The organism is Cryobacterium sp. W22_MBD10_FK3 (assembly GCF_052113745.1).
Lineage (GTDB): Bacteria > Actinomycetota > Actinomycetes > Actinomycetales > Microbacteriaceae > Cryobacterium.
In genome coordinates this window covers 35,745-62,564 of sequence record NZ_JBGQOH010000020.1, presented here as the reverse complement: position 1 = coordinate 62,564, position 26,820 = coordinate 35,745, and the positions used below count along the sequence as shown (strand labels likewise).

General features: G+C 60.5%; 24 protein-coding genes and 1 pseudogene. 16 read left to right on the top strand and 9 right to left on the bottom strand.

The genetic code is table 11. The features are described from left to right. Positions 1–587 (bottom strand): annotated as a pseudogene (locus ACEN2M_RS15550) (hypothetical protein); the annotation flags it as partial. Positions 588–884: 297 nt separating this feature from the next. On the opposite strand from ACEN2M_RS15550, the gene ACEN2M_RS15545 reads away from it, so the two are divergent. The 6 genes from ACEN2M_RS15545 (at position 885) to ACEN2M_RS15520 (ending at position 10,494) form a co-directional block, all read left to right on the top strand. After that, on the top strand, positions 885–1,796 hold the full coding sequence (locus ACEN2M_RS15545) for a hypothetical protein (RefSeq protein WP_441649051.1): 912 nt from the start codon (positions 885–887) through the stop codon (positions 1,794–1,796). Positions 1,797–1,820: 24 nt separating this feature from the next. Then, positions 1,821–2,951, top strand: coding sequence for a competence protein CoiA (locus ACEN2M_RS15540; RefSeq protein ID WP_441649050.1), 1,131 nt, complete (start codon positions 1,821–1,823; stop codon positions 2,949–2,951). A 365-nt stretch (positions 2,952–3,316) separates the two neighbouring features. Next, positions 3,317–3,499, top strand: coding sequence for a hypothetical protein (locus ACEN2M_RS15535; protein WP_441649049.1), 183 nt, complete (start codon positions 3,317–3,319; stop codon positions 3,497–3,499). 217 nt (positions 3,500–3,716) lie between these two features. Further along, the gene (locus ACEN2M_RS15530) at positions 3,717–6,974 is read left to right on the top strand and encodes a helicase-related protein (protein WP_441649048.1); all 3,258 of its coding nucleotides are present in this window, start codon (positions 3,717–3,719) and stop codon (positions 6,972–6,974) included. Continuing rightward, positions 6,971–9,748 carry a DNA methyltransferase gene (locus ACEN2M_RS15525; protein WP_441649047.1) on the top strand — a complete coding sequence of 926 codons (2,778 nt, stop codon included), beginning with the start codon at positions 6,971–6,973 and terminating at the stop codon, positions 9,746–9,748. The genes ACEN2M_RS15530 and ACEN2M_RS15525 overlap by 4 nt, the downstream gene beginning before the upstream one ends. A 185-nt stretch (positions 9,749–9,933) precedes the next feature. Then, entirely contained in the window at positions 9,934–10,494 is a 561-nt protein-coding gene (locus ACEN2M_RS15520) for a recombinase family protein (protein WP_441649046.1), read from the top strand. Positions 10,495–10,921: 427 nt separating this feature from the next. On the opposite strand, the gene ACEN2M_RS15515 is transcribed toward ACEN2M_RS15520, so the two are convergent. After that, positions 10,922–11,476: a CGNR zinc finger domain-containing protein gene (locus ACEN2M_RS15515; RefSeq protein ID WP_441649045.1), complete on the bottom strand. Its 555-nt coding sequence runs from the start codon at positions 11,474–11,476 to the stop codon at positions 10,922–10,924. A gap of 172 nt (positions 11,477–11,648) precedes the next feature. On the opposite strand from ACEN2M_RS15515, the gene ACEN2M_RS15510 reads away from it, so the two are divergent. From ACEN2M_RS15510 to ACEN2M_RS15500, 3 genes are read left to right on the top strand one after another with little or no spacing between them, the layout of a single operon-like run. Then, positions 11,649–12,197 carry a carboxymuconolactone decarboxylase family protein gene (locus ACEN2M_RS15510; RefSeq protein WP_441649044.1) on the top strand — a complete coding sequence of 183 codons (549 nt, stop codon included), beginning with the start codon at positions 11,649–11,651 and terminating at the stop codon, positions 12,195–12,197. A 26-nt stretch (positions 12,198–12,223) separates the two neighbouring features. Continuing rightward, positions 12,224–13,156 carry a pyridoxamine 5'-phosphate oxidase family protein gene (locus ACEN2M_RS15505; protein WP_441649043.1) on the top strand — a complete coding sequence of 311 codons (933 nt, stop codon included), beginning with the start codon at positions 12,224–12,226 and terminating at the stop codon, positions 13,154–13,156. 14 nt (positions 13,157–13,170) lie between these two features. Then, the gene (locus tag ACEN2M_RS15500; protein ID WP_441649042.1) at positions 13,171–13,632 is read left to right on the top strand and encodes a nuclear transport factor 2 family protein; all 462 of its coding nucleotides are present in this window, start codon (positions 13,171–13,173) and stop codon (positions 13,630–13,632) included. Positions 13,633–14,455: 823 nt separating this feature from the next. Here ACEN2M_RS15500 and ACEN2M_RS15495 read toward each other — a convergent pair. Continuing rightward, entirely contained in the window at positions 14,456–16,276 is a 1,821-nt protein-coding gene (locus tag ACEN2M_RS15495) for a 2-isopropylmalate synthase (RefSeq protein WP_441649041.1), read from the bottom strand. A 178-nt stretch (positions 16,277–16,454) separates the two neighbouring features. Here ACEN2M_RS15495 and ACEN2M_RS15490 point away from each other — a divergent pair, with 178 nt between their 5' ends. Next, entirely contained in the window at positions 16,455–17,123 is a 669-nt protein-coding gene (locus ACEN2M_RS15490) for a FadR/GntR family transcriptional regulator (RefSeq protein ID WP_441649040.1), read from the top strand. Between the two features lie 25 nt (positions 17,124–17,148). Here ACEN2M_RS15490 and ACEN2M_RS15485 read toward each other — a convergent pair whose 3' ends face one another. Next, entirely contained in the window at positions 17,149–18,315 is a 1,167-nt protein-coding gene (locus ACEN2M_RS15485; protein ID WP_441649039.1) for an NAD(P)/FAD-dependent oxidoreductase, read from the bottom strand. 234 nt (positions 18,316–18,549) lie between these two features. Here ACEN2M_RS15485 and ACEN2M_RS15480 point away from each other — a divergent pair, with 234 nt between their 5' ends. The 4 genes from ACEN2M_RS15480 (at position 18,550) to ACEN2M_RS15465 (ending at position 20,712) form a co-directional block, all read left to right on the top strand. Next, positions 18,550–18,873, top strand: a complete 324-nt coding sequence (locus tag ACEN2M_RS15480; RefSeq protein WP_441649038.1) for a hypothetical protein — start codon at positions 18,550–18,552, stop codon at positions 18,871–18,873. Between the two features lie 272 nt (positions 18,874–19,145). Beyond that, on the top strand, positions 19,146–19,715 hold the full coding sequence (locus tag ACEN2M_RS15475; RefSeq protein WP_441649037.1) for a TetR/AcrR family transcriptional regulator: 570 nt from the start codon (positions 19,146–19,148) through the stop codon (positions 19,713–19,715). A 5-nt stretch (positions 19,716–19,720) separates the two neighbouring features. Beyond that, entirely contained in the window at positions 19,721–20,116 is a 396-nt protein-coding gene (locus ACEN2M_RS15470) for a cupin domain-containing protein (RefSeq protein WP_441649036.1), read from the top strand. 17 nt (positions 20,117–20,133) lie between these two features. Continuing rightward, positions 20,134–20,712, top strand: coding sequence for a DUF4865 family protein (locus tag ACEN2M_RS15465; protein WP_441649035.1), 579 nt, complete (start codon positions 20,134–20,136; stop codon positions 20,710–20,712). Positions 20,713–20,908: 196 nt separating this feature from the next. Here the strand turns inward: ACEN2M_RS15465 and ACEN2M_RS15460 are convergent, their stop codons facing one another. After that, the gene (locus ACEN2M_RS15460; RefSeq protein ID WP_441649034.1) at positions 20,909–21,436 is read right to left on the bottom strand and encodes a hypothetical protein; all 528 of its coding nucleotides are present in this window, start codon (positions 21,434–21,436) and stop codon (positions 20,909–20,911) included. Between the two features lie 179 nt (positions 21,437–21,615). Here ACEN2M_RS15460 and ACEN2M_RS15455 point away from each other — a divergent pair, with 179 nt between their 5' ends. Continuing rightward, positions 21,616–22,107, top strand: a complete 492-nt coding sequence (locus tag ACEN2M_RS15455) for a TetR/AcrR family transcriptional regulator (protein WP_441649033.1) — start codon at positions 21,616–21,618, stop codon at positions 22,105–22,107. A gap of 506 nt (positions 22,108–22,613) precedes the next feature. Here ACEN2M_RS15455 and ACEN2M_RS15450 read toward each other — a convergent pair. Both ACEN2M_RS15450 and ACEN2M_RS15445 read right to left on the bottom strand, forming a co-directional pair. Then, positions 22,614–23,246: an NAD(P)-dependent oxidoreductase gene (locus ACEN2M_RS15450; protein WP_441649032.1), complete on the bottom strand. Its 633-nt coding sequence runs from the start codon at positions 23,244–23,246 to the stop codon at positions 22,614–22,616. Continuing rightward, positions 23,243–24,169 carry an EamA family transporter gene (locus tag ACEN2M_RS15445; protein WP_441649031.1) on the bottom strand — a complete coding sequence of 309 codons (927 nt, stop codon included), beginning with the start codon at positions 24,167–24,169 and terminating at the stop codon, positions 23,243–23,245. The genes ACEN2M_RS15450 and ACEN2M_RS15445 overlap by 4 nt, the downstream gene beginning before the upstream one ends. Positions 24,170–24,260: 91 nt before the next feature. Between ACEN2M_RS15445 and ACEN2M_RS15440 the strand changes: the two genes are divergently transcribed. After that, the gene (locus ACEN2M_RS15440) at positions 24,261–24,758 is read left to right on the top strand and encodes a MarR family winged helix-turn-helix transcriptional regulator (RefSeq protein WP_441649030.1); all 498 of its coding nucleotides are present in this window, start codon (positions 24,261–24,263) and stop codon (positions 24,756–24,758) included. A 58-nt stretch (positions 24,759–24,816) separates the two neighbouring features. Here the strand turns inward: ACEN2M_RS15440 and ACEN2M_RS15435 are convergent, their stop codons facing one another. Both ACEN2M_RS15435 and ACEN2M_RS15430 read right to left on the bottom strand, forming a co-directional pair. Continuing rightward, positions 24,817–25,938, bottom strand: coding sequence for an epoxide hydrolase family protein (locus ACEN2M_RS15435; RefSeq protein WP_441649029.1), 1,122 nt, complete (start codon positions 25,936–25,938; stop codon positions 24,817–24,819). A gap of 522 nt (positions 25,939–26,460) precedes the next feature. Next, the gene (locus tag ACEN2M_RS15430) at positions 26,461–26,748 is read right to left on the bottom strand and encodes a winged helix-turn-helix transcriptional regulator (RefSeq protein ID WP_441649053.1); all 288 of its coding nucleotides are present in this window, start codon (positions 26,746–26,748) and stop codon (positions 26,461–26,463) included. Positions 26,749–26,820: the final 72 nt, after the last annotated feature.

The following is a 26,820-nucleotide window of genomic DNA, read 5'->3' as shown; positions in this document are numbered from 1 at the left end:
TTTTTCGCGGCCATGTCGAACAGGTGCACGGCGCACATGTTGGTCGTAGGTTCGATGAAGAATTCCAGGCGCACACTGTGGTCCTCGATGGATCCAAAAACGACCGCGCCGAATGGTCCGGCGGGCTGCGCCATGGAGGTCACGAATTCGGCACCTGACTGCGTCAGCTGGGCGTTGATTAGCTCGACGAGCGGCCGTGTGTCCCGCACTGTCATCACATTCACGTGTGGGCGCGGGGGAGTGGGCGCTGCTGCGCTCTGGGTCGCGGCTGCGCGCTCGACGGCCGGCGCCCAAACCCAAGCGCGGTGAACGCCGCCGTCCTCCCATTCGACGTACACGGCGTGCGGGGTCCATGCCAAGGCGAGGCCGTAGACGTGGATGGCTGTCGCGGGGTATCTCACCCAGGCGTGCACGGGCGTGGGTTCGTCGGCCAGGATGGCTGGCAGCCCGCGTAGCTCAGGGGGCGTCAGGCTGAACGGTCGAACGACGAATTCGGCCCTAGTGGGCGGCTCGACCTGCGCCAGGGTGCCAGCCCGTACGGATCGTTGCGCGGGCGGGGTGACGGGGTGCTTGGTGACCGAACCCATGAATCAATTAGAACATACATTCGAGTTCGGCTAAGGCCGGGCGGCTTCATCACGCTCACGACGGGGAGAAGCGGCCATTTACGCCGAGTAGAACGCAGGGCAGCGCTGCAGGCTCCGCCAGCTCAGCGCGGCTCATGCGTTGGCCGAGCGTGGTCTGGTCGAGAAATGCCGTCTGTACAAGGGAGTTCACCGACTGGGAGCGTGCGACTCCGCAGTGCAACGCGGTTGGTGACAAGTATCGTCGATGCGCCCCCAATGGAGCGTTCGTGAAAGTCCCGTCTGTCATACGGTGGCTGTATGGACGAACGTAGTGTTCTGGTCGATGTCAAGACGATGAAGCGCTGGGCAGAGTTTGCTCTCAGTATCCGTACGGCAGGTCACACTCTTGCCCGCGTTACAGCGCCCCAAGGAGGGAGCGCGTTCGCATTGGTCGATGATCGCTACCCGTCCGAATCTGTCAGTCAATGGGCACGTGAGGGGTTGCGCTCTGCGGTGGACCATCTGCTTATCTGGGCAAACCATGCCGTTCCCTTAGACCAATTTGAGGGCCAGGTGGTCACTCATCAAGGCTTTCGCTGGTCGTTCACGTTGATGCGCTCAGCGATTGAAGGCTCCGCGCAGTCTTTGTGGTTGAGCCGTTCGCCCACTCCCGAAGTCTGTCTCGCGCGGTTGATCAGAATGGTCCGACATGACTTGCGTGAAGAGCGCCTGGCGCACATCGCCTTAGGAAGAGATGTCGCCCTGATTGAGGAGCGTGCAGCTCGCCACGAAACCGCTGCGCAGGGTTTCATTGGTCACGGGCCGGCCATCTCCAGCCTGCCGAGCATGGTCGATCTGGTTCGACTAGCAGCTCAAGTCGCAACGCTTGATCCGGCTCTACAAGAGGCGAACTGGCGGATTTGTAGCGCGGCTGCGCATGGCAAAGACTGGGCGATCCGTGAGGTTCAGGTCCTCACCGCACCCGTCGAATGGCGACCAGGTCAATTCCATCTAAGCGGTCATCCCGATCCGGAAAAGCTCACGCGAATTCTTGAAGACTCAGTCAAGCTTCTCACCGCTGGGGTAATCCAGTATTTGCTCATGTCCGGCGTGGATCCGGTTAGCGAATCTCGAAAGTCCATGGTGAAGGCGGCAAGGGAAACACCCCAACAAGACGGAGGGCTGCATGTTGAGAGTCTCGCCGCGCAGTTCGAAACGAATGGCAAATAGGATGCCCTCGTGCGGGCATGCGCGGTGTCCGAAGCCACTTTTGATGATGATGATGAAGAAGGCCGCGTCATGCCCCTGACAGCGATCTTGGGCGGGCGTCGTGTCATCGCTCCATTGCTCACCGACGCTGAATGGGCGCAATTACGTGCAGGGCATCCAAGGTTGCCTTGCGACGCTCAAGCTGTCAGCAAAGAGAACAAATCCGGAACTCGGTATTTCGCACATTGGCCTGGTTCCCATTGCGAGGTGGAGCACAAACCGGAGTCCCCCGAGCACCTGAAATCGAAAGAGATTATAGTTCGCGCTGCCATAGCAGCAGGCTGGCAGGCAGCCCAAGAAGTACCTTCAGAGGACCGTTCATGGGTGGCAGATGTGCTCGTCACCGACGGCCTGCACACCGTCGCTCTGGAAGTCCAATGGAGTCACCAGACGCCCGAGGAATACCATCGGCGGCAGGCCCGCTACCTTGCCGCAGGGATCGACGCGTACTGGTTCGCCCGCCACAAGACCACCTTAAGTAACTACCAAGTCAAAGTGCCAGTCTTCGGACTGACCCACATCGAGGACGGATTTACAGCTGAGCAAGGCCCAGACGTTCAACTTGCCGGCCCCAGCTCCGCCTCACTTGCGGACATGGTTACTAACCTCCTGAACGGATACCCTCGTCGCTGGCGGCCGCTGGGCGAGCTGCACCAGGGTGTCATTGTTCAATGGATTTGGAACAAGTGTTGGAAGTGCGAGTCATGGAGCCAAATCTGGCGCTGCCCTGACACTCGTGCGTACCGCTGCGACGTTTGCTCGAAAATTGGCATTCGCTACCTTCGTCGAGCCGGGACGAGCTTCTTGGATCCCAGTGATCCAAACTCGTTCTTCCCAACCACACCGACTGTTGAGATGTCGCAGGCGGTGACTGCGATGATTCGGGAGAAGCTTCAAAAGCCGGCGCGGATCGGATCACGGCTCACCAAACAGTCCGGAGTCACGCACTACGGCTACCATTGCCCGGCCTGCGCCGCCCCATTCGGCAACATGCATTTGATGTCCGAAAAGAAGGATTCCTGGAGGGAAGACCAAGTTCTAATATGTTCTGCGACCCATGCAGACGTGCCCATCGCGGACGGTGGCCATTGGTGCCAGGTGACTCTGGATCCTTGACCGTGCCACCTGCTCTCCTGTATCGTGGGCAACGCATTTCATAGTGCGTTAAAGCAGCCGGACGACGTCCGGCTTTTTTTATGCCTTGGGGCATTAGGAAACGATAGGCTTACCGCAATATCGGGTCACCATGCCTAGACGAAGCCGGACATTGATCCGGCTTTTCGCGTCTATCGCGCTCCGAACTCCTGATTCGGAATAAGCCCGGCCGGCCTTTTTGCCAGCCTTCTTGGTCCTCTTCTGCTCGCCTGTGAAGCCGTGCCCTGGGTCTGCTCCCGGTCGGCGATCGCGACTAGCTCATAGTCTCATCGACTGCACCTGCGGTCGATGCCTGGCCGAACTCGGCCACCCCGCAAGGAGGCACCATGGCCATTGACGTCACCAACGTCTTGGAGTACGCGGTCGCTTCTGGAATCAATCCCACAGCAGTGCTCTTGATTGTCGCCTTCTTCTGCCTCGTGCAGAGCGATAAGGCGACCGCGAACACTGTCAGCATTCTTCGTGCCCTCGCGCGCGTGGTGAATGCATGGGTTGGTCGCCGGAAGTAAATTCCGCCAACGCCGAGTTCGTAAGGAGAGCTCTGCCCAAAAATCGCTTGCGCGACGGCGCCAAAGCAGGTCCGGGCGGTATAGGTGCCTGCACAGCGTTCCAGAACATCTACCACGAAGGTCCAAAAATGCGGTGGGCACCGTATCTGTCGAGCGGAAACACAGGTGAGTGCGCCGCTCGGCTCAAAGGTGGCCGGTTCTCCGGGAAGATAGGCAGATGACTCGTATATTCGACAACATCGATCAGCGCCTGGGCGATCAGCTGCAACTGACCTTTGCTGCCTTTGAACGGATGGACGTTGCGGTCGGATATTTTAATCTGCGGGGCTGGAGAATTTTCGATCAGCTAGTTCGGGACAAGCCGAAAAGCGAGCACCCCGTTGTACGAATCCTCATTGGGATGGTTGCCGGCGGACCACAAGAAGAAGCCCTCGATGAGCTTCAGGCATCGGTTGATGGTCTACCGCGACCAGAGGCAGACCCTTCGATAGCGAGAGAACGAAAGTCTCAACTGCTTGAGCAGCTGCGGGTTCAACTTATGCGCGGTTTGCCGACGTCGGCAGATCGTGTCACTCTCGGCTCGCTGCGCACGCTGATGGCGGAGGGATCAATCGAGATCAAGGTCTTCACTCGCCGGCCGCTTCATGGTAAGACATACGTCTTCCACCGCGTCGATGTCACGAACCCCATTACTGGCTATGTGGGATCCTCGAACCTCACTGCACCAGGACTCACTCACAATTTGGAACTCAACGTAGATGTCGTCGACGGCGCCGGCGCCAAAGATCTTGCAGAGTGGTTCACCGCACGGTGGGACGATAAATTTAGCCGCCCAGTGACCGCTGAAATTCTTGATCTGCTCGACGAATCATGGGCAACAGTTGAACCGCGAAAGCCCTACGAGATCTTTCTTAAGGTTTGCTACGACCTTTCCAGAGATGTGCGCGAAGGCCTTGCCGAGTACTCCGTTCCCTCTGAGATCGAAGAAAAACTCCTCGAGTATCAAGCAACTGCCGTCCGGACCCTTGCTCGCCGGATCATCACCCGTCGTGGAACCATGCTCGGCGACGTCGTCGGCCTTGGAAAGACACTCACCGGCATCGCCGTCGCGCTCATGCTCCGAGACGAACACGGCTACATGCCTCTCATCATCTGCCCGCGAAACCTGGTCTCGATGTGGGAACAACACCTCGAGGCATATGACCTCCACGGCCGCGTCGTGCCCTACAGCATGGCCCACACCATCCTCCCGGACCTGCGCCGCTACGCCTTCGTCATTGTCGACGAGTCGCACACCCTCCGCAACGACGCGCGACAGGACTACCGCGCGATCCAGGACTACATCCAACGCAACGACAGCCGCGTCCTACTCCTCACAGCTACCCCCTACAACCTTCGCTTCACCGACGTTGCCAACCAACTGGCCCTCTACATCGACGAAGACGAAGACCTCGGAATTTCCCCGACCAACGCCCTCCGACTCGACCCCAAGCTCTATGACAAGGTCGACGGCAAGATCACAACCCTGGCCGCATTCCGCCGCTCCGACGACCCGGACGACTGGAAACGACTCATGGGCGAGCACCTGGTCAGGCGCACCCGCTCATTCATCAAGAACAACTACTCGCAGGAAGCCGAAGACGGCAGCAAGTACCTCGAATTCTCCGACGGGACAAAGTTCACGTTTCCCGTCCGCCAGGCCCGGCCCATCGAGCACTCCTTCGGCCCGGACGACCCGGCGTCGATCATGGCCGACGACCAGACCCTAGACACGCTGCGAAACCTCGTCCTGCCCCGCTACGACATGGGCACATTCCTCGCTCGCGGCGTCACCCTCAGCGAGCACGAGCGAGAATACGTCGAAAACCTTACCCGCGGTCGCGGAAACGTAGCCGGGTTTGTCCGTACCACCTTCTACAAACGGCTCTCCTCCTGCGGACACTCCTTCAGCCTCTCACTCCGCCGCCACATCGCTCGCAACGAACTATTCGCCTACGCGATAGACCAGGGCCTGTCTATTCCGACTGGGACCATCGTCGACAACAACCTCCTTGACGACAGCGACCTCACCGAATCTGACCTAGACACAGCAGAGCACCTCGGAGAGGACCCCAGCCGCCGCTACGAGGCGCTGACCGCTGCAAACCCAAGCGGCGTCTCTTGGGTCCGCCCGGAGCTCTTCACCGATGCGCTTGCCGACGCCCTCGCGGCCGACACGGACGCCCTCCGCGGCCTCCTCGACTCATACGGCACCTGGTCGCCCGCGGTCGACTCGAAACTTGCGGCCCTAATCGCTCTCGTGCGCGAAACGCACCCTAGCGAGAAGATCTTGGTCTTCACCGAATATAAGGACACTGCCAACTACATCGCCTCCGCGCTGCGCGCCGAGGGAATCCCCGCCGTCGGCGTCGCCTCCGGTGACAGCGAAGACCCCACCGCCCTCGCCCGACGATTCTCCCCGATATCCAATGCCCTTCCAGGGATGGACATCGACTCGGGAGGAGAGGAACTCCGGGTTCTCGTTTCGACCGACGTCCTCAGCGAGGGCCAGAACCTCCAAGACGCCCATATCGTCGTCAACTACGATCTGCCCTGGGCAATCATCCGCCTCATCCAACGCGCCGGCCGCGTCGATCGGGTCGGACAGCACTCCGATCACGTCCTCATCTACTCGTTCTTCCACGAGTCCGTGGACGCCGTCCTGTCCCTTCGCCAACGTATCGCCGACCGACTTAGCGCAAATGCTGAAGCATTCGGATCCGACGAGCAGTTCTTCGGCAGCACCAATGAGGTCAAGTCGATCACGGACCTATACAACGGCACCGTCGATGACAGCGACACCATTGAAGATGTGGACGCCTCGAGCCTCGCGTACCAGTACTGGCGAAATGCCGAGGATCTCGACCCCGAATTGACGGCCCGCGTCGCTAAACTCCCGGATCTGGTCGACGCTACCCGGGCCAAACGAGCAACCGACGCTGAAGAAGGGCTGCTCTGCTACGTCAGGACCGAAGCCGGCACGGACGGCTTCGGATGGATATCACCAGGTGAAGAACCTCGGCTGCTGACCGGCCTCGAAGCGCTGCGCGCCTTCGAAGCCACGCCCGACGAACCTGGCCTCGAGCACCGACCCGACCATGAGGAGCTCCTCGGAGAACTTGTACGAGGGCCCCTTGCCACACCGAGCGCAGCCGCGGGCAGGCTGAGGGGAGTTCGACGCACCTTATGGAGGCGTCTGGGGGATACCGTCTTCCACTACGACGCCGACACCGACGCGGCCCTCGACGCCCTCTTCCAACATGCACTAACAGGCGAAGCCGACCGTCGACTACGCCGGGCGCTACGCACCGGGACAAGCGACGAGGACCTCGCGGCCCGAGTCTCTGCGCTACACCGCGACGGTCGACTCGTCGTCGAATCGCGCAGCGGTAACGACCCAGTTCGCATCGTCAGCAGCATGGGAGTCCGATCGTGAACGCCGCGCACCTCCTCTCACTCGTCGACAACCGGAACTTTCGGGAGCTCTTTATCGCTGAGCTCGGTTGGAACAACCCCGACCAACCCGCTAAAGAGATCGAAGTCGAAGGCAACACATATTCGCTCACCCAGGTCGCCGGATTCAAGGGGCTTCGTATCTGGTACTGCGCTGAGCTTCCTCCGAGAAAGATCCAAAGAGTAATCGACGAACAAATCGGGCAGGGGAGCCACGAACGTCTGGTGATATTCGCGGAGCCAACACGCCAGGAGTGGCGGTGGCCGAGACGATCACAGCTGGGCGCAGCGAACGCGAAGTTACTCGTACATCAGCATGTGGTCGGCAACGACGATCCGCATCTGGGCAACCAGCTCAAAGCGATCGCGATCGACTTTGACACCGATATCTCACTCGTCGAATTGCTCGCCAAAATGCGGCTTGCTTTCGATGCCGAGGCAGAAGCTGCATCCGTCCAGGCAGCGCGACTCATGGGCCGGCTCTACACAGAGCTCGACATCGCTGGCGCCAACGAACGAGACGCAACGTTGCTCTTGGCTCGACTTCTGTTCCTGCTTTTCGGCGACGACTCCGGTATGTGGTCCGCAGGCATGTTCTACGAGTTCATCAACAATCAAACGACCGCCGAGAATCTTAATAAGCAGCTGCACGAACTCTTCGACGTCCTAAACACCGACGAGGGTCAACGGAAGCTCCCTGCCGACAGCCCGCTAGGCCGGTTCCGATATATAAACGGCGGCCTTTTCACTGACGGTCTGGCGATCGTCGAACTGACAGATGGCTTCCGAAATGCGCTCATTTCAGCATGTCAATTCGATTGGGGCATCATCTCCCCGGCCGTGTTCGGCTCCATGTTCCAGACAGTGAAGAGCAAGGACGCGCGCCGATTCGGAGGCGAGCACTACACCTCGGAAACCAACATTCTCAAAACCATCCGCCCGCTCTTTCTCGAAGAGTACACTCGACGCCTCGAAACCGGGTGGGACAGCCAGAAAGAACTGACCAAACTGCATGTGGATCTGGGGAAGCTCCGTTTCATGGACCCTGCCTGTGGCTGTGGCAACTTCCTGATCGTTTCCTACCGCGAGCTCCGCGCCCTAGAACTCGAGCTCCTAAAGCGCCAGCGAGACCTCGACATCGAAGAAGGGCGAACGACGATCGCCAGCAGGGGTCAGCAGAGTTTCGACGTGACCGGCGACATCAAGGTCACACTCGATCACTTCTACGGCATCGAGATCGAGGAATGGCCGGCGCGCATCGCGGAAACCGCGATGCTGCTCGTCGACCATCTGGCGAACCTGCGAATGGAGCAAGACTTCGGTCTCGCACCCGACCGCCTCCCAATCCGGATTGCCCCGACAATCGTTCATGCCGACGCGCTCAAGACGGACTGGTCGGCGGTGCTCCCTGTAAGCGACTCCACATATATCTTCGGCAACCCTCCGTTTGTCGGGATCTCACTTCGATCTGACGAACAAACCCAAACCCTCAAAGAGGTCTGGGGGGCGGGTTATCACGGAACACTGGACTTCGTCTCCGGGTGGTACAAGAAAGCGATCGACTACGTCGGCAATTCCAAGGCTCGAGTCGCACTGGTGTCGACCAACTCAATTTGCCAGGGCGAGCAGGTTGCACCCCTGTGGGGCGCCGTCATCAAGGCCGGCTTCGGTATTGATTTTGCTCACAAGACCTTCGCGTGGACCACGGAAGCACCAGGCGGCGCAGCCGTACACGTAGTCATCGTGGGAATCTCGAAGGTATCCAGAAGGGTGCCCGTTCTTTATGAGTATCAAAACATCTTCGGACCCGCGGTAGGCCGGGAAGTTGCCAATATCAGCCCGTACCTGATTGAGGGACCATCTGTCGTAGTCGAGCCCCTCACTGCTCCCCTTGCCGTTGACCTGCCCGATATTTTCTACGGGAACAAGCCCACCGATGACGGCAATCTCATCGTCGAGATTGAAGACCTGCAAGAAGTTCTGCATGACCTAGTCGCGGCCAAATACCTTCGCCGGTACGTAGGCGCGCGCGAGTTGTTACACGGTGCTGATCGGTGGTGTCTCTGGTTGGTGGATCTAGTTCCTGGGGATCTCGAGAAGAGTCCGACCCTGAGGGAGAGAGTCAAGAAGGTCGAAGAATTCCGAGGCGCAAGTAAGGCCGCCTCCACGCGCGTTTTTGCGTCGTCTCCACAGCTGTTTCGGCAAATAGCTCAGCCAACAACCGACTATGTGAGCATCCCAATCCACGTCAGCGAGTCGCGACGGTTCTTCCCCGTGCTACACGTCGACAAATCCGTGATCTCCAGCAACGCGAATTTTGTCGCGCCCGATCCGACCGGGCTAGCCTTCGGAATTCTGTCGAGCTCGATGTTCATCGCTTGGCTGAAAGCGGTCGGCGGGCGAATCAAATCCGACCTCCGATTGAACAAACTCGGGGTATGGAACACACTCCCTCTCCCTGCGCTGAGCGCGGCCCAGATCTCCGCCGTCGTTGACGCAGGAACAGAGATAAAGCGGGCTCGCGAACAATTCCCAGACAGGTCTCTGGCCGACCTCTACGAACCCACCGCAATCCCGTCAGCTTTGATCTCCGCACACGCTGACCTAGATCGTGTTGTGGACCCGCTCTTCGCTGGCACCCGCCAGATAGGCGACGACGACGATCGGCTCCGAATACTGTTCGAGCGATACACAGCATTAACGACCGCGAACCAATTGCAGATTAGCCCAGCGCTCAAGCGCCGTCGCCAACGATGAACTTAGGCGGCACCGGCGCAGAGTGAGCAACCGAATCACTTTGCCGCATTGCCAATGTGGAGTACACACCAGTTTGACGTCAGTTCATGCCGCTAAACCCGTCCACTTGAAGTTCAATTATTATCTGTTGACACCACTCCTGGCAGGCTCTTAGAGTTCAACCTGACAGATCAGGCGGTGGACATATGACAGGTCAGCGAATCGGCTACGTGCGCGTCAGCACCCTCGATCAAAACACGGCCCGCCAGCTCGACGGCGTCGGCGTCGACCAGGTCTTTGCAGATAAGGCGTCAGGTAAAGACGTGAACCGGCCCGAGCTGGAACGGATGATCGATTTTGCCCGGGAGGGTGACACTGTTCTCGTTCATTCGATGGACCGCCTTGCCCGCAACCTTGATGACCTCCGCGCGATCGTGCGCCGGCTCACGGAGAAGAAGGTGCGCGTCGAGTTCGTCAAGGAGCAGCTCGCCTTCACCGGTGACGAGAACGCGATGGCGACGCTTCTGCTGAATGTGATGGGAGCGTTCGCGGAGTTTGAGAGATCTCTGATCCGTGAACGTCAGCGCGAAGGCATCAATTTGGCGAAGCAGCGCGGCGCGTACCGCGGCCGCACGCCATCGCTGGACGCCAAGAGTGCCACCGAACTGCGCGAGAAGGCCGCGGCCGGCGTCCCGAAAGCTGCCCTCGCCCGCCACTATGGCATCAGTCGAGAGACCGTCTATGCGTATCTCCGCGCCGAGGCTTGAACGTCACATCGTGCACACGACCTTGAACAGCTGACCGCTCGAGGTCGCCCGCACCCGCCGTGGATACAAGCGGTGGGCCGTGCAGGCGACCTCGAGAAACGACATGAATTGAACGGAATTCCAGGTCAAACGCTTAGGACGTCTCGTATCCCTAGGGTTACGAGACAGTTGAGCATGTTGGCTTCCGTTGGGCGATGCGGGTTATATGCCCAGGATTGCACAGGCGGATGGTCACGGGACCCGAAACAGTGATCCGAATCAGCTGAGTCCACAGAGCCAGGCGTAGCCCAAGTGATACGTCGGCTTCGTTTCATCCCATCGAAACCCGAGGTTACGAGACGTAGGAGACGGACCCGAGAAACTCAGACATCCGACTCTGCAGGACGGTTGAGCGATGTAGGCGAACTGTAACTCGCGGCAGAGTGTTTCAGCGCTCAGTGTGCTCTCGAGCGCCGCGCGCGGACCTCACTGATTGATAGTGCCGTGCGGCACGGGCGCGATTGCCGCAGGTGACCGAGCACCATTCCCGCCGGGGATGCGTCTTGGTGAAGTAGAGCACGCACCCTGGTGCGTGACACGCCCGCAACCGGGAGGGCTCCTCGCTCAGCAACTGCTGGGCTTCACAAGCGGCGTCGGCCAAGCCTGCAACCACTGACGACGCCGCAGAATCGGCGCCGAGTACGAGGCGGGCGTCATCCAGACGGAGCTGGGCAATCGGACGCCGGCTGGCAGCGGCATTGACGGTTCGGGCGGCGTCGTCCACGGTGGCCACGGGTGAGGCGGCACCCGGACGTTGGTCGCCCGTGACGTGGGCGGCCAGCTTGCGCACCGAATCCCGTAGCGCCCGTGCGCGCAGGAACTCCTCCTGCGTCGCGCCCACGCCGTTCAGCTCAACGCCCGCGGAACCCAGCCAAGCGTCTAGGTCCGCCGGGGCGGATAAGTCATCGTGCAGACCATCCGCGTCAGCCCAGATCGTCGCCATGAGTCGAACGGGGATCGGTTCCTCCGGGAGTACCCACGTGCGGTTCGAACTCTCATTTCCCATACGGAAAAGCTATCACGGAAGATGTGTCTTGCATCCGTTAGAACAACCGTGGTAATACTTGTCACGGATAAACGAGTGTTCATGCATTAGAAACCGAGGAGACAATACCATGATCGTCACCACCGCCACCATCGTCCCTATCCAGCCTGAAACAGCCACGGGCGTTGCTAAGGATCTGCTCGACCAGGTCCAGAAGGGACTGGGTCTCGTGCCGAACATGACCAAGGTGATGGCCAACAGCCCCGCTTTGCTGAAGGGGTACCTCGCGCTTTCCGCCGCGGTCGGGTCGGGCAGTCTTCCCGCTGCGGTGCGTGAGCGCCTCGCGATCTCGACCGCACAGCTTAACGGTTGCGAGTACTGCCTGTCCGCCCACACCTACATCGGCAGCAATATCGCCAAGGTGGATGCCGTCGAACTCGACGCCGCGCGCCGTGCGGAGTCGAGCGACCCGCATGTCGCCGCGCTGCTGAGGCTCTCCAACGCGATCGCCGAAAACGCCGGTGACGTTGGCGACGACGCGATCGGCGTAGCCCGCGCCGCTGGCGTGACCGACACGGAGATCGGTGAGGTCGTCGCCAACCTCGCGCTGAACATCCTGACCAACTACTTCAACGTGCTCGCCAACGTGGAGAACGACTGGCCCGTCGTCGGGCTGTAATCCTCTTTCAGTCTCTCAAGGACATCATGACGATGAACGGAACACACCAGCTCGCCGACGTGGGCTTCCACGCCGGCGAGCTCGCTGTACAGCGCAGGGCCGGGGTCGAGCAGAACGCGGCCCGTTTGTCTCGCATGCTCGACCCCGCGGCCCTGACCGGCGATATCGCCGGATTCCTCAGCGACCGAACATTTCTCGTCATCTCCGGAAGGGATCGTGCAGGCCGCCTCTGGACGTCCGCGCTGACCGGTCCTCCCGGGTTCCTCAGGGCGCAGTCCGACACTACCGTTGCGGTTCGTGCCGTGCTCCCCACAGGGGACCCGCTCCACAGGCTTCCCACCGGCCAAAAGATCGGAATGGTGACTGTCGAATTCGCCACACGGCGTCGGGTCCGCATTAACGGCACCCTCAGTGTCAGCGACCTTCTTCTCATAGAGGTTGAGCAGGCTTACGCCAACTGCCCGCAGTACATTCAGCAACGCCTTCTTGCAACCGACAAATCCGGCGCGCTCGGCAGCGTTTCGGTCCGACACGGCGACACACTTTCCGCGGAAGACTGTGGGCTGATCCGTGCAGCCGACACGTTCTTCCTCGGGACCGCAAACCCCGAGCGGGGAGTGGACGCGTCCCATCGCGGCGGTCCTTCTGGGTTCGTCCGCGTCGATGAGCGAGGGCTGTGGTGGCCTGACTACAAAGGCAACAACCTCTTCAACAGTTTCGGCAACATCACCGTTAACCCCGAAGCTTCCCTATTGTTCCTTGATTTCGCGACCGGCCAGACACTGCATATGTCCGGCACGACCGAGATCGAATGGGGCGAGCCTGGCCGATTCGGAGACGACGGACACACCGGCCGCATCGCCCGGTTCACCCTGCAGCGGCTGGTAGCCGGCCGTCTCCTCCCGACCCGGGAGACCGCTCACAACCCCTATCCGCGGAACCCCGCGCTGACCGATTGACAAGGACAGTCCCCATGACAGAAATTCGACCCCCCTTCCCTCCATTCGACCAATCGTCGGCCCTGCAGAAAGTTCAGGCGGCTGAGGACGGCTGGAACAGCCGCGACCCCGAGAAGGTCGCCCTCGCCTACACACCGGACTCGGTCTGGCGGAACCGGGACCTGCACGTCATCGGCCGTCCCGCCATCATCGACCTCCTCACCGCGAAATGGCAACGTGAGCAGGACTACGCACTTCGAAAAGGACTGTGGGGCTTCCGCGAAAACCGCATCGCCGTCCGATTCCAATACGAGTGGCACGACGACCACGGCCAGTGGTGGCGCAGCTACGGCAACGAACTGTGGGAGTTCGAATCCAACGGTCTCATGAGCCGCCGCGAGGCATCCATCAACGACCACCGCATCATCGAGACTGAGCGGCGCATTTTCGGACCACGCGCGAAGTCCGAACACGGCGTCGACTTCCCGGTCTGGTGACTCACAGGAAACAGCAACAGGCCCAGTCCACCCCTGCGCAAGTGGCCCGAAGGCACGATGGCTATCCAAGATATCGCACCCCCTCGGCCGCGACCCACCTTCCGCGAACTGGGCAACATCTGGACCTAATTGGCGGACACCGTCCCAGCAAAGCCGAGTAAGAGAGAACGTCCGTCGAACGATCGGCTATCGGGCGCCAGTGCGGTAATCCCTGTTCGTTCCGGTGCCTCATAACCCAGTTGTCTTGTAACCCATGGGATACAAGACGCTGAGTACCCGCTCTGAGCCAGCGCCGACAACCGGGTTGGCACGACAAATAGCGATCACATAATGCCCCCACAAAGCACCACGAGTCACAACCACTCCTCCGGCTGGGAAACCCGTGTCGATTTGGTATCTACTGGCGGCGTCTCAAGAATCCACAGCTTTCCGAGACGTTTGGCCGTTTCAAACAGCGGCGGCAGCTTCCGGGGGGCAAAGCAGCGTAGCGCGTACCGCGGCCGCACACCAGCGCTGGACGCCAAGAGTGCCACCGAACTGCGCGAGAAGGCCGAGGCCGGCGTCCCGAAAGCTGCCCTCGCCCGCCACTATGGCATCAGTGGAGAGACTGTCTATGCCTACCTCCGCGCCGAGGCTTGAACGTCGCATCGTGCAAACGACCTTCAACAGCTGACCGCTTGCGGTGGCCTGGCAGCCGCCGCGGGTACGCGCGGTCGGGGCAACGCGAGGTTCTTCGGCACCATCTCGCTGATCACTACATGAGTATCGGCGATTGCCTGGTGCGATCTGGCCAAGGCAGCTCAGTCCGATAGGGGACATGCAGTCAGGCCAGCGCCTCTCCATTCTCGATTCCTGCTCGGGGCGCATCGACTAATGACTCGCAGACGGCTGTTGCAGCGGCCATGACTGCAGCCACGGTTGCAATGAGCACCGAGCGGTCGCGACCTGCAGCCCACCTAGTGCCGAGGTTGTGGCGATACTCGATGAGCGTCATCGCTTTGGCATCGGTGCCGGCGTCGAGCGAGGTTTGGTGCAACGAGATGATGTCAATCAAGATCCCGTGCTCCTTAAGCAATTCGGTCACCGCTTCAACCGGTCCGATGTCGTCGTAACTGGCGCTGCGGTCACTGCCTTTGAGGCCCAGCCTCACTCGGGTGCGAGTGGCGCCGTTGTGACTTTCGGATTCCAGGTCTAAGAGTTGAAGGTCCGTAGTACCGGGGGCTAGGTAGCAAGTCTCGAAAAGTTCCAGCAGATTGGGCGCGCCGATCTCAAGACCTGTGAGGTCTGTGTGCTCTTGAACGCGGCGGGCGAAGTCGATTTGTAAGCGGCGGGGCAGCTCGATGCCATATTCGGTTTCGAGCAGGTAGGCGATGCCGCCTTTACCCGACTGGGAGTTGACTCGGATAACCGCGTCGTAGCTGCGGCCGATGTCTGCGGGATCGATCGGCAGATATGGCACTCGCCATTCGATCTGACTGGCGGGGCGGTCTTCAGTTTCGGCGCGTGCACGGTGCTCGGCGAGGCCTTTTTTGATGGCGTCTTGGTGGGTGCCGCTGAATGCAGTGTGCACGAGGTCCCCGACGTAGGGGTGTCGGGGGTGGACCTCGATTCGGTTGCTGTATTCAACGATGCGGCGTACTTCGTCGATGTCAGAGAAGTCGATCATTGGGTCGACGCCTTGGGCATGCAGGTTCAGCGCCAGGGTCGCGATGTCTACGTTGCCCGTACGTTCTCCATTACCGAAGATGCATCCCTCTACTCGTTGAGCGCCCGCGAGCACAGCTAGTTCCGCGCATGCGACTCCCGTGCCGCGATCATTATGCGGGTGCACGGAGAGGATCACCGCATCTCGGCGCGCGAGGTTCTTGTGCATGTACTCGATCTGGTCGGCGTACACGTTGGGTGTCGCGATCTCTACCGTGGCGGGCAGATTGAGGATCACGGGTCGTTGGGGCGTCGCGTCCCATAGTTCCGTCATGGCGTCACATATTTCGAGGACGTAGTCGGGTTCCGTGAGGTTGAATACCTCGGGTGAAAACTGAAAGCGCACGTTTGAGAGGTGGCCTGCGTATTGGAGGATGCAACGCCCGCCGTCGAGGATGAGCTCTCTCAAGTCAGCACGGCTCATATCCAAGACGATGTCGCGCCAAATTGGTGCGGTTGCGGTGTACATGTGAATCACGACCTCGTTACGAATGCCTTCAATCGATGCGATAGTTCTCTCGATGAGGTCACGACGAGCCGCAGTGAACACCGAGATGGTGACGTCCTCGGGAGCCAGATCCTTCTCTGCGATGAGACGCACGAAATCAAAATCGGTCTGGGAAGCAGACGGGTAGCCGACCTCGATTTCCTTATAGCCCATCGCGATCAACAGTTCGAAGAAACGACGCTTCCGGTCTGCGTCCATCGGCTCAGACAGGGCCTGATTGCCGTCGCGCAAATCAACCGGAACCCACAATGGTGCGCTGGTCAGTGTGCGCGATGGCCAGTTGCGCTCGACCAGGGGTACGTCTACTCGCGAGTATCCGTCAAGGTAACGATGGGACGGCATCTGAGAATGCCGCTGCCGGTTCCACTGAGGGGAGCCTGATGGAATCGAGCCAGCAGGGGACGAGATGCGAGAGAAAGCGGTTGGTTCCACGATGACTGTCCTTTTTGTTCTTCTTCGGAAATGACCGGCGGTGATTCGGCTCCACGGCGGGGAGCCGATCCGGCTAGGCCCCGCCGTGGCGGCGAAGAAGAAGACGCGCTGACATAGGTTGAAACTACCACAACTCCTCAGACAAGCTGAGAAGTGGGGGATGGGACATGATGTAGTCATGACAACTCTGCGCCGGGAGCCACTTGCCGACCAGGTCGCCGACGCGCTTTTGGAGCGCATTCGCAATGGTGAATGGGAATTGGGGCAGAAGCTGCCTGGAGAGACTTCCCTCGCCCCTCAATTCGGAGTCGGTCGCTCCACGATTCGCGAAGCGATACGGCAACTCGCGGGGCGCGGCGTTCTTGCGACCAGGCAGGGGGCTGGCGTTTTCGTGAGCGCCCTTGACGCCTCTGATGACTGGATCCAGGTCTTAAACAGCGCCGACATCGCGTCCGTGGTCGAAGCGCGCATTGCGATAGAGGTTGAGTCCTGCGCACTTGCTGCAGAACGCCGCACTCCCGCGGATCTACGTTCAATGAGGCGAGCCCTAGCTCATCGCGGCCTGGATCAATCATCCGTCGAAGAACACGTGGACTCCGATATCGACTTCCATCGATCGATTGTCATTGCAGCACACAACACGGTTCTCGCGGAGCTTTTCGAGTACTTCGTTCCTCGCAGTAGGCAAGCGATGATCGAACTTGTTCGTCTCCGGAGCGAGTTCGGCAGTGAGGCAGACCAATGTATTCATGCGCAGATTCTCGAAGCGATTTCCGTTGGCGACCCTCAGTCCGCCGCTGCGCTTTCACGCGACCATCTGCTCACGCTCAAGACGAAACTGCGCTGAGCCGCCGACCGACCCAGATTCGCCGCTACTCGGCGTCATTGGCGTAGATGTCCCGGTAGAGACGCAGAGCGCTTTCGCGAAGCTCGACCGGTGGACGGCCGTCGAATCTGTCGGGACGCAACTCGGGAGGCAGCGCGGAGCCCGAGAGGATGGCGTCGGTAAGGGCACGTGCCGCTCCTGCCGCGTGCGTCACCCATAATGCTTGCGCGATCCATACCCCTGCCAGCGACGGGTGGAGTCCCAGGAATGGGAGGTTGTCGGGTGTCATCGCAAAAACTCCGTTGACCCGCTTTTCCGGTGCGAAGCGGAGTGGGGCACGGAGCAGCGACTGCGCGGAGTTGATCACAGCATCTAGTTCATCTCGCCACGCGAGGCCCGCCCCCGCGCCCAGCTCTTCCTGCTCAACGGGAATTGGTGCGTGGTCATAAGATCCGAGCCCAAGGCGGTCGAGGTGCACCCGCGCATAAACGTGGAGCTCGGGCCAGCGCACGAATGGTCCGGAAGAGAAGGATGCGCGGTGCGGCCCGTACACGTAGGGGTGCGCCACGGGGATCAGCGGCATGACGACATCCACCATGTCCGCCAGGGTCGGCCCCCACACGCCGCCCGCCAAGACCACGTCGTCGGCAAGAAAGCGTTGGCCATCGGCGGTGGTGACGGTATAGCCGCTGCCGACTGCGTCGATTCCGACTACGGAGGCGCCGCTCACGATATGCGCCCCCTTCGTGGTTGCTCGCTCTCGCAGCGCGTCGGCCAAGGTGGCGGGGTGCGCGACTGCGTCATCCAAACAATGCCAGGCTGCGATCACCCGGGTGGTGTCAACGAAGTGCGAGACGGAGGCGGGCAACTCAGTCGGTGACAACTCGGCAACTCTCAATCCAGCGGCCATGGCGCTCTTGGCGCGTCGCTCGAGAGCGGCCGCCCCCTCCGTCGAGACGGCGAGCTCGAGTCCGCCGGCCCGGACGAAGCCTTCGCCGAGCGTGTCGTAGATGTGGGTGCTGGCTCGAGCCAGGTTTGTGAGCACGGGTGCGTCGTTGTAAAGGCCCACGAATCCGGGGGCGTATGCCGTGGATCCCTGCGGTTGAACAGCATCGCGCTCGAGCACCGTTACAGAGCAGCTTGAATCGCTTGCCAACTCCGCAGCAAGACTCGACCCTACGATTCCAGCTCCGATAATTACTATCCTGCGCATCGCTCGATCCTATTGGTCAGGCCGACCCGGAGAAGCCGGGCCAGGTGTCGGTGTCTGTCCTTCAACCGCTGTGACTTTCGAAAATCTCCACTTCAGCAATAAGGAAGCGGTTTTTCGGGCAGGATCCAGGCGAGCCCACGCCGTAATGATGGCTGAGGTTTAAGCGGTACTGGGGAGTCTGGCCCAGCGCTTGAGCGAATCGACCGCGCGATAATTTCGTACCTACAGGGATTGATGGAAGAAATCAGTGCGAGTCCTCACGGACAAGAATTGTTCGATTCGAACTTGACCCTTTCCCGCGATATCACCACGCAATCGCGGCGGCGTTTGACAACCCGAATCGGTGAAGGTCTAGAGGAAGCTGCTGCAAGAGCAGAAATTGATCTATCCGCAGTGGGGGCAACAGCCGCGGAGCTTGCCGCTCTGATCCTCGCCACCGATGAAGGAGTCAAGGCCACACGCGGGCAAGATCTCACAAGTGCCACTTCCTTGTTTCTCCGCGTCCTCAGTGTTGCCGTCTCCTCGCAGCAGGCACAGAGCAGCAACGCTTTGCGTTGAGTAATCGAGCAACGGCCGTGTGAAGCAGCAAGGTGCCCGACCATGAGATCAGGACGTGGCAAGCGCAATTCACGACCGCTACCCGCCCCAATCTTATGAAGCCGCCGATTGAGCACAATATCGGCGACCCCGAAAATCGCAAAGAGTTCGTTGCGCCGCGTCTAGGCTGTGGCCGCTTCGGCTTCCTCTGCCCAGCGCACGCAATCTAGCGCGCAGCTATCGCCAGAGCCGCCGCGTTGCGTTGCATACGTACTAGTAGGTATGTTTGTCTTATGGGGGCTAAAGACCAGTTGATTGAGGCCGCTTCACAGTTGTTATGGGAGCGGGGGTATGTGGGCACAAGTCCGGCCGCGGTCCTGGAACGCTCCGGTGTGGGGCAGGGCAGTCTGTATCACCATTTCGCAGGCAAGTCTGATCTGGCGATCGCGGCGATGGAGCACAACGCCGAGTCGCTGGTGGCCACCGCGGAGGCTCAGTTCAGCGGGCCGGGCACGGCAGTGGAACGTATATCGAGGTGGTTGCTGCGCGAGCGGGAGGTGCTCCGCGGTTGCCCGATTGGGAGTATGGCGCAGGACGCAGATGTCGTAGCCGCCCCGGAACTGCGCGCACCGGTCGAGCGGACGCTCGCATGGTTGCAGGGCCGCGTCACTCAGCTACTAGAAGAAGGAGAGGCAGCGGGTGAGCTCGCGGGTGGGATCAAGCCTGCTGAGCTCGCGGCTGCGTTGGTTGCCGTGCTGCAGGGAAGCTACGTCCTAGCGCGAGCAGCGGACTCACCGGATCCGTTTCACCGGGCGATTGCGGGGATCATGGCGCTCCTTGCTGCCGCCACGGCGGAGCGTTGAGAACCGTGGCACCCATTCCCCGCCGCCGTCCAGGGAGTGTGCTGGGCCCGAGCGAGTGGATTACCGGCACCGCATGGATCACTCCCGTCTCCGCGCCTGCCCCGCCATCAGCATTGTGCGTCTCGCGGGCCTACTTCGAACCCGGGGCACGCACCGTCTGGAACCGTCACCCGCTCGGCCAGGTCCTTTATGTCATCCCCGGCGACGGCCTCGTTCAACGCGTCGGGCAACCGGTCGAGCGCATAACGGTCAGCGACACGGTTTGCATCGAGCCGAATCAGTGGCACTGGCACGGCGCCACCGCGGATACCGGTATGGCCCACATCGCGATTCAAGAAGCAGGCCAGGACGGCCATGAAGCGGATCGTGGCGCACCCGTTGCTGAGCAGTATCCCGCCTAACAATAACGAGGAGACGCATGCACGCCATGCAGTACGAAATCACCCTGCCTGCCGACTACGACATGGGCATCATCCGCACGCGCGTGGCAACACGCGGGTCTGGAACTGACGCTTTCGACGGCCTAGGGATCAAGGCCTACCTCATTCGTGAGAAGAACGTGCACGGATCCGCGGTCAACGAGTACGCCCCGTTCTACCTGTGGGCTAATCCTGCGGGGATGAACTCGTTCCTGTTGGGCACCCCATTCACCGGAATCATGAATGACTTCGGCCGCCCGCCCGTGCGGCACTGGACAGGCACCGCATTCGCGTTCGGCCCGGCCGACCGACTCTTGTCCGCGCGGTTCGCGACAAGATTGATCACAGCGATCCAGCCGGATGAGCCGCTGGACAGTGCGCTGCAAGCCGCACTCGAGCGTCACGATCGACGACAACACCTCGACGGCGTCCACGCCACGGCGGTCGCGGTCGATCCGACGTCATGGACGATCGTGGAATTCACGTTGCGGGATGCGCCGCCCACCAGCCCAGACGGCGAGTGCTATGAAGTGCTGCATGTCTCCGCCCCGCACATCGCCGAGCTGGCAGACCGTTAGTAACAGTGACCGAGCCAGAGCTCGACGGCAGCTTTCACCTGCGAGCGTGAACCTCGCCCGGGCCGACACCGCCAGGCCGCGGGAACCCATCAAGGATGCCCTCACTGAGCGTTTCCCTGCCCCACTTTCGTGGCCCGCGATATGCCGCGAGCCACGAAAGGAAGACTAAATAGTGCGCACTGATCCGCCCATTCGACTACTGCGCCAGTTCGGGCGCACCGCTCGTCCTTTTCACGAGCCACACGGTGAGAAGGACGATGCCTACGGCAAGACCGACCAGGGCAATCTGAAGTACGAGCTCCGGAAATGCCATGCGGAGGGCGATGGGGATGCTGCTGACCATAGCGATGACGAGGGCGACCTTGGGCGCGCCTTTCACTCGCCACAGTGCGGCGAAAAACAGTATCGAGCCCAGCAGGAACGACACGGATGCGACGGTGAAAGCAATCCCGAGCGGCCCCGCAAGCAACGTGGGTATGGCGTCCGCTGCTACGTACGGAAACACGAGGTTGATGACGAACTCCACACCAACCAGTCCCACTAGCGAACCAACATACAGAACCACGCCAATCGACCCGAGCTTGCCGTGCATGCTTCGCACCGCGGCGAACAGCGCAGTGATGAGCCCGATCGCAAGTAGCTGCGCTAGCGGCGCGGCGAGTTGAGTGGCTGGCGTCAGAGGCAGAATCTCGGCGCGCTTGAGCGCGTTCACCACGAGAATCACGGCCGCCGGAAATCCTGCGAAAGCCAGGATTCGGAGCAGCGGTGGACTGGGGGTTGAGGTTCTGTTCGCAGACATTTTTTGGGCTGTGACAGACATGGAGGCCTTTCAATAGGTTCTATAACGGGTGTTATGAGTTAATGTATAACAGGTGTTATGGATTTCTGCGAGAGGGTCGGTTCATGGTGGGACGCGAAGTTGACGAGTCGACATTCGTGCGCGAGCGGCTCATTCGCGGCGCGACCCGGCTCATCGAAGAAGAAGGGTGCAGCTCGCTCGGAGTGCGCCGCCTTGCTCAGGCATCCGATCGCACCACGATGTGTGTCTACTCGAAGTTCGGAAGCAGGGGAGGGCTGCTGACAACGGTTTACGAGAGAGTAGGCGCCGACCTGCTTTCAGCTCTCCGAAATTCCGATGAGCCCCCACCCGCCTACCTCGATTGGGCGCGAGAACATCCGCAGCTGTACACGATGCTGTTCGATCAGCCACTTGATGCCTTGGATATAGCAACGTCCGCTCGCAAGAAATTGATCACAGACCTGGTCGATGTTTTCGATGGTGACCTGCGATCCGGCGTAGAGGAGTGGAGTTGGTTGCACGGCGCACTGGCCTATGAGCGCATCGTCGGCGACCGCCCGGCGATAGACGCACGACTCAGCACTGATCAGGCCTAGACCGGACATTCCGAGCCGAACGCTCGACGATTGAAAGGCTCAGCATCTGGAAGTCACTCTCACAGCAATTGGCCGCGTGGATAGCAGTCGAACCGAGGTGCGCGATGACCACTGGGATAGCGAGTCGACGTCGATCGTGTTGGACCCCGACGCATACACGCCGGAAGCTCTGCTTGAACTCGACAGCTTCAGCCACGTCGAGGTCATTTACTTCTCCGACCGAGTGCCTCCAGAAAAGATCGAACGCGGTGCACGGCCCCCGTGGCAACAGCAGTTGGCCACTCGTCGGCATCTTCGCGCCAAGGGGAAAAAACAGGCCGAACTGACTAGGCGTCACCATTTGCTGCCTTCGCGGAATAGACGGACTCACAGTGGATGTGGAGGGCCTGGACGCTGGCGACGGCACGCCCGTTATCGACACCAAGCCGTGATGTCGGAATTCGCACGTCGAGGCAATGTGCATCAGCCGCAGTGGGCAACGGAATTGATGCGCCAATACGGGGCTGTCAATACGCAACCGTGAAGTGGCGCAACCCGGGGGCGGGTTTCTCTATGTCGTCAACGGCGGCAACCGCGAGGTCTTCGGCTGAAATACGCGATTCTCCGTTCGCGTCGATGAGGATGTGATTCGCTCCTCGGCGATAGGCCCCTGTGCGCGTGCCGGGCTCGAAGAGTGCAGGCGGGCTCAGGTAGGTCCAGTCCGCCGCATGGGCGACGCACGCGTTGAACTGGTCAACGCTGGATTGGGCGATGGCTCGCCATTGTGGTGGCACGAAGCGGGGGTCGTCGATGACGAGTTGGCCGGTTTCGGGGATTCTTAATGGGCCCGCGCCACCGATTACGACGACGCGACGACCGGCCTTCAAAGCTGCGTCCAGAACCGTGATTAGCTGGGAGCCGACCTCGTTTTCCGTGCCGCGATCTGGCCTGGTGGCGAGCACGATGACGTCGTGCTGCGCCGCAATGCGATCCATAGCCGCAGGGTCAGTCGCGTCGGCGGCAGCCAAGGAGATTCCGGCGAGTGGGGTGTCCGTCCATCCCGATCGTGAAAACCCAGAGACATTGTGTCCGCGTCGATCTGCTTCTCTCGCGATGCGGGATCCCGCCATTCCCGTTGCTCCAATAACGGCGATCTTCATGACGTTCTCCTTCTCTTGGCGGCCACTAGCGCCGGTTGATCAATGTTGGTTTTTGTTGTTGTAGGCGGTTTCTTGCTCGGGGTGATCTGACCTGCGACAATTGCGGCCAACGCCAGAAGCAAGCCGGCCAACTGGATCGCGCCGAGGACCTGGCCAAGCAAAAGTGCTCCCAAAGCTGCTGCGACCAGTGGGGAGAGAAGCCCGAGGACCGCGACTGAAGCCACCGGTAGTCGCGCGATGCCGCTGAACCACAGCGTGTATGTGACTAGCCCGCCGATGAGGCCCAGCCAGAGGTAACCCGCGAAGGCAGTGCTGTCAATGCTCGGGGGCACTCCCTCGAAGAGGAGCGTGATCGGCAGAAGGAGCAGACCGCCAGCGGTCAACTGCCATCCCACCAGTCCCATTGCTGGCACCCCGCTGGGCCGACCCCACTTCTTGGTAAGGGTGACGCCGAATCCCATCGATATCGCGCTCAGCAGCCCGGCGCCAACACCGAGCGTGTCAAGCGTCGCAGTGGAGCGCAACACAACCAGCGCAACACCGATGATCCCGACGAGACCCCAGGACAGACGCCACGCGGAGAGAGGCTCATGAAGGACGATGACGACGAGCATCGCTACGACCAGCGGTTGGGCTGCGCCGAGGATTGCAGCAACGCCGCCAGGCAAGTTATAGGCGGCAACGAACAGGAGCGGGAAGAAGGCACCGATGTTCAGCATGCCCAGTACTGCCGATTTCCACCACCAAGAACCCGTCGGCAGCGCCCTGACCAGCAATATCGCAATCAAGCCCGCTGGCAATGCTCGCATCAGTGAAGCGAAGAGCGGATGCCCGGCAGGCAACATCTCGGTCGTGACGATGTACGTCGTCCCCCACATCGCTGGCGCGACCGCGGTGAGCAGGGTGGTTTGTAGTCGATTCATAAGCCACTCCTTAACGTTAAACTATTCAACGTTGAGGAGTCTAGAGGTGTAGTCTTGTTTGTGTCAAACAGTTCAACGTTGAGGGGATTTCGTGGAGGACAGCGTCGACCGGATCATCACCCAATGGGCGCAGGTGCACCCGCAGTTGAACGTCACCGCGATGGGAGTGCTGGGCAGGCTCTCTCGACTCACGCGGATATTCGAGCTGGACATGCAAAAAATCTTCAGTGAGCACCGCCTGCGACCCGGCGAATTCGATATCTTGGCAACTCTGCGAAGAGCGGATGCCGACGGGACCGGGCTGACTGCGGGACAGCTATCCGAAAGCGCCATGGTCACCTCGGGGGCGATTACCAACAGGATAGATCGGCTGCTATTTAAACAACTCATTACTCGCGAGACAGATCCGCATAGCCGACGCACCATTCGCATCGCCCTCACGCCGCGAGGAAGAGAAGTCGTCGATGCCGCTCTTCGCGATCACATAGACAATCAGGAAGGCCTGCTCTCTACTTTGACGCTCAGCCAGCGCGACCAGCTCGAAGGCCTCCTCCGCGTCCTCCTCCACGACTACGAGGGCCGAGGCTAATACTCACCACACCGGTCTCTTGTCGTGTCGCTATGCCCGCCCGCATTCATCGTGCGAACTAGCCAGCTTGAGGCGAGGTGAGTGCGCTGAAGAAATTGCTGATGCCCTTCGCGACAAGGGCAGGCTCCTCCTTGGCCATGAAGTGCCCGCCACGCGGCAGTATTTCGAAAGAACGAAGGTCGGTGTAGCACCGCTCGGCGAGTGATTGGGGGTAGCCGAGGTCGCCTTGACCGATGGCGATACCTGCCGGCACTCGTACGAGAGGTGCTTCTGTCCGGTGATGAAAGTCGTGATACGACAGGAACGATGAACCGATGCTCTGGGTGAACCAGTACAACGAGACAGTCGTCAGTAGATCGTCCAGGGAAAACTTCTCTTCCAGGGATTGCGCGCCGGGCTCGCTGCCTCGGTCGCTCCAAGCGCTGAACTTCTCTACGATCCACGCGGCTAGTCCGGCCGGAGAGTCGATCAGAGCGGCGGCGAGCGTGCTGGGGCGGGTTGATTGGAGGGCCTGATAGCCCGTTTCTCCGTGCCACGCTTTGTCGAGCCAGTTGATGAAGGCTTTTTCTGCGTCAGTAGGGCGTGCGAATCTTCCCTCGGTTGGTATCGCTGGATGAGTGGCGAAGATCCCGACTACTGCTTCGGGATAGTTACCGGCGAGTCGGTGGCTGATCGCGGAGCCGATGTCCTCGCCATATGTGCCGTACTTTGCATATCCCAGGACTTCTGTCATAAGCGTGTGAAGTGTTGAGGCCACAGTGTGGTCTGTGAATGGACCGGCCGGCCGGTCGGAAAAGCCGAATCCGGGCAGGGACGGAATCACAAGGTCGAACTCACGGAGCAGAGGGACCAACGGGAGCATGTCGGAGAAGCCATAGGGCCATCCGTGGCTGATGATGATTGGCGTGGCCCGCGGCAGAGCGCTTTTCACATGCACGAAGTGCACCCTTTGTCCAGCCACCTGTGCGGTGAACTGCGGGAAAGTATTCAGCCAGGCTTCCTGGGCGCGCCAATCGAAGTCACCGCCCCAATACTTGACGAGCTTGGTAACGAAGCTGCTCGGCACCCCTGCTTCCCAGTCGTCGTCGTACGCTGATTTCGGGACGACTCGTGTTCGACTGAGGCGATGATGCAGATCGGCGACTTCAGCATCAGGTATTTTGACAAGGAATTGTTGCATGTGTGAACCTCACGTGGAGTTACGAGCGATCGATTTGAGTCTTCGGTGTAGTTCAGCTGCGGGCGCCGCAGGCCGCATTGATTCAGTCACCCGACCCGATGGACACGCGTATTCTCGCTCGTCAGAAGCGTGCCGACGACGGCCATTTGGCATGAGCCGGATGGGAACGCCGACTTCGCCTGTCGACAAATCGATCTTCGCAGGCCACAAACGCGTGACGTTCACCCTACTGCCGCAGAGTGACAATCACAGGAAACAGGTTCCTACCCGCGTCGGTAAGTAAATATGCGCAGCGCCCTCTCGTTGACTTCACTCTTGACCATATGTGGCTCCTGGACCGTTCATGGGTCCCGATCGCTGCCAGTATGGTGGTCCATTGGACACCTTCCTCATTGCCCAAGGTGCGCGTGGCCGAGCGTGCCATCCGCGAGGCGATCCGCCAGGTGCTTGACCCCCGGTTGCCCATTACCTGTTGATGAGCGTGCAGGAGCGCACTCGGGAGATCCTGGGGGCTCAGTGCAACTAGGCGGTGCTGTCCGGCTCGTGGGTTGGTACCGATGCCGTAGTTTCGGCCCATTGCTCTGCCCAGAGAACCAGAGGCGCGAACGCTGTCGGCAGTGCGGCGCCGAGGGGGGTCAGCTTATAGCTACCGTCCTCCTCATGGATTATGAGTTTGGCTTCGGCGAGCTCCCGGAGTCGGAGAATCAGAGTTGATGAGGACATGCCGTCACACTCTCGCTGGAGTTCTAAAAAGGTGAGCGCTCTGTCCTGTAATTCCCAGACGATCCGCATGCTCCATCGACGCGTCATCAGGTCAAGCAGGGAGAAGAGCGGTCGTCCTGTGCGTGACCCTCTAGCAGGTCTTCCCGGAAGCGGCGTTGT

What these genes read in the sequence shown, in the direction of transcription:
- ACEN2M_RS15545 (WP_441649051.1), top strand. Translation starts at nt 885, where the DNA reads ATGGACGAACGTAGTGTTCTGGTCGATGTCAAGACGATGAAGCGCTGG.
- ACEN2M_RS15535 (WP_441649049.1), top strand. Translation starts at nt 3,317, where the DNA reads ATGGCCATTGACGTCACCAACGTCTTGGAGTACGCGGTCGCTTCTGGA.
- ACEN2M_RS15530 (WP_441649048.1), top strand. Translation starts at nt 3,717, where the DNA reads ATGACTCGTATATTCGACAACATCGATCAGCGCCTGGGCGATCAGCTG.
- ACEN2M_RS15520 (WP_441649046.1), top strand. Translation starts at nt 9,934, where the DNA reads ATGACAGGTCAGCGAATCGGCTACGTGCGCGTCAGCACCCTCGATCAA.
- ACEN2M_RS15515 (WP_441649045.1), bottom strand. Translation starts at nt 11,476, where the DNA reads ATGGCGACGATCTGGGCTGACGCGGATGGTCTGCACGATGACTTATCC.
- ACEN2M_RS15510 (WP_441649044.1), top strand. Translation starts at nt 11,649, where the DNA reads ATGATCGTCACCACCGCCACCATCGTCCCTATCCAGCCTGAAACAGCC.
- ACEN2M_RS15505 (WP_441649043.1), top strand. Translation starts at nt 12,224, where the DNA reads ATGACGATGAACGGAACACACCAGCTCGCCGACGTGGGCTTCCACGCC.
- ACEN2M_RS15500 (WP_441649042.1), top strand. Translation starts at nt 13,171, where the DNA reads ATGACAGAAATTCGACCCCCCTTCCCTCCATTCGACCAATCGTCGGCC.
- ACEN2M_RS15490 (WP_441649040.1), top strand. Translation starts at nt 16,455, where the DNA reads ATGACAACTCTGCGCCGGGAGCCACTTGCCGACCAGGTCGCCGACGCG.
- ACEN2M_RS15485 (WP_441649039.1), bottom strand. Translation starts at nt 18,315, where the DNA reads ATGCGCAGGATAGTAATTATCGGAGCTGGAATCGTAGGGTCGAGTCTT.
- ACEN2M_RS15480 (WP_441649038.1), top strand. Translation starts at nt 18,550, where the DNA reads ATGGAAGAAATCAGTGCGAGTCCTCACGGACAAGAATTGTTCGATTCG.
- ACEN2M_RS15475 (WP_441649037.1), top strand. Translation starts at nt 19,146, where the DNA reads ATGGGGGCTAAAGACCAGTTGATTGAGGCCGCTTCACAGTTGTTATGG.
- ACEN2M_RS15465 (WP_441649035.1), top strand. Translation starts at nt 20,134, where the DNA reads ATGCACGCCATGCAGTACGAAATCACCCTGCCTGCCGACTACGACATG.
- ACEN2M_RS15455 (WP_441649033.1), top strand. Translation starts at nt 21,616, where the DNA reads ATGGTGGGACGCGAAGTTGACGAGTCGACATTCGTGCGCGAGCGGCTC.
- ACEN2M_RS15450 (WP_441649032.1), bottom strand. Translation starts at nt 23,246, where the DNA reads ATGAAGATCGCCGTTATTGGAGCAACGGGAATGGCGGGATCCCGCATC.
- ACEN2M_RS15445 (WP_441649031.1), bottom strand. Translation starts at nt 24,169, where the DNA reads ATGAATCGACTACAAACCACCCTGCTCACCGCGGTCGCGCCAGCGATG.
- ACEN2M_RS15435 (WP_441649029.1), bottom strand. Translation starts at nt 25,938, where the DNA reads ATGCAACAATTCCTTGTCAAAATACCTGATGCTGAAGTCGCCGATCTG.
- ACEN2M_RS15430 (WP_441649053.1), bottom strand. Translation starts at nt 26,748, where the DNA reads ATGACGCGTCGATGGAGCATGCGGATCGTCTGGGAATTACAGGACAGA.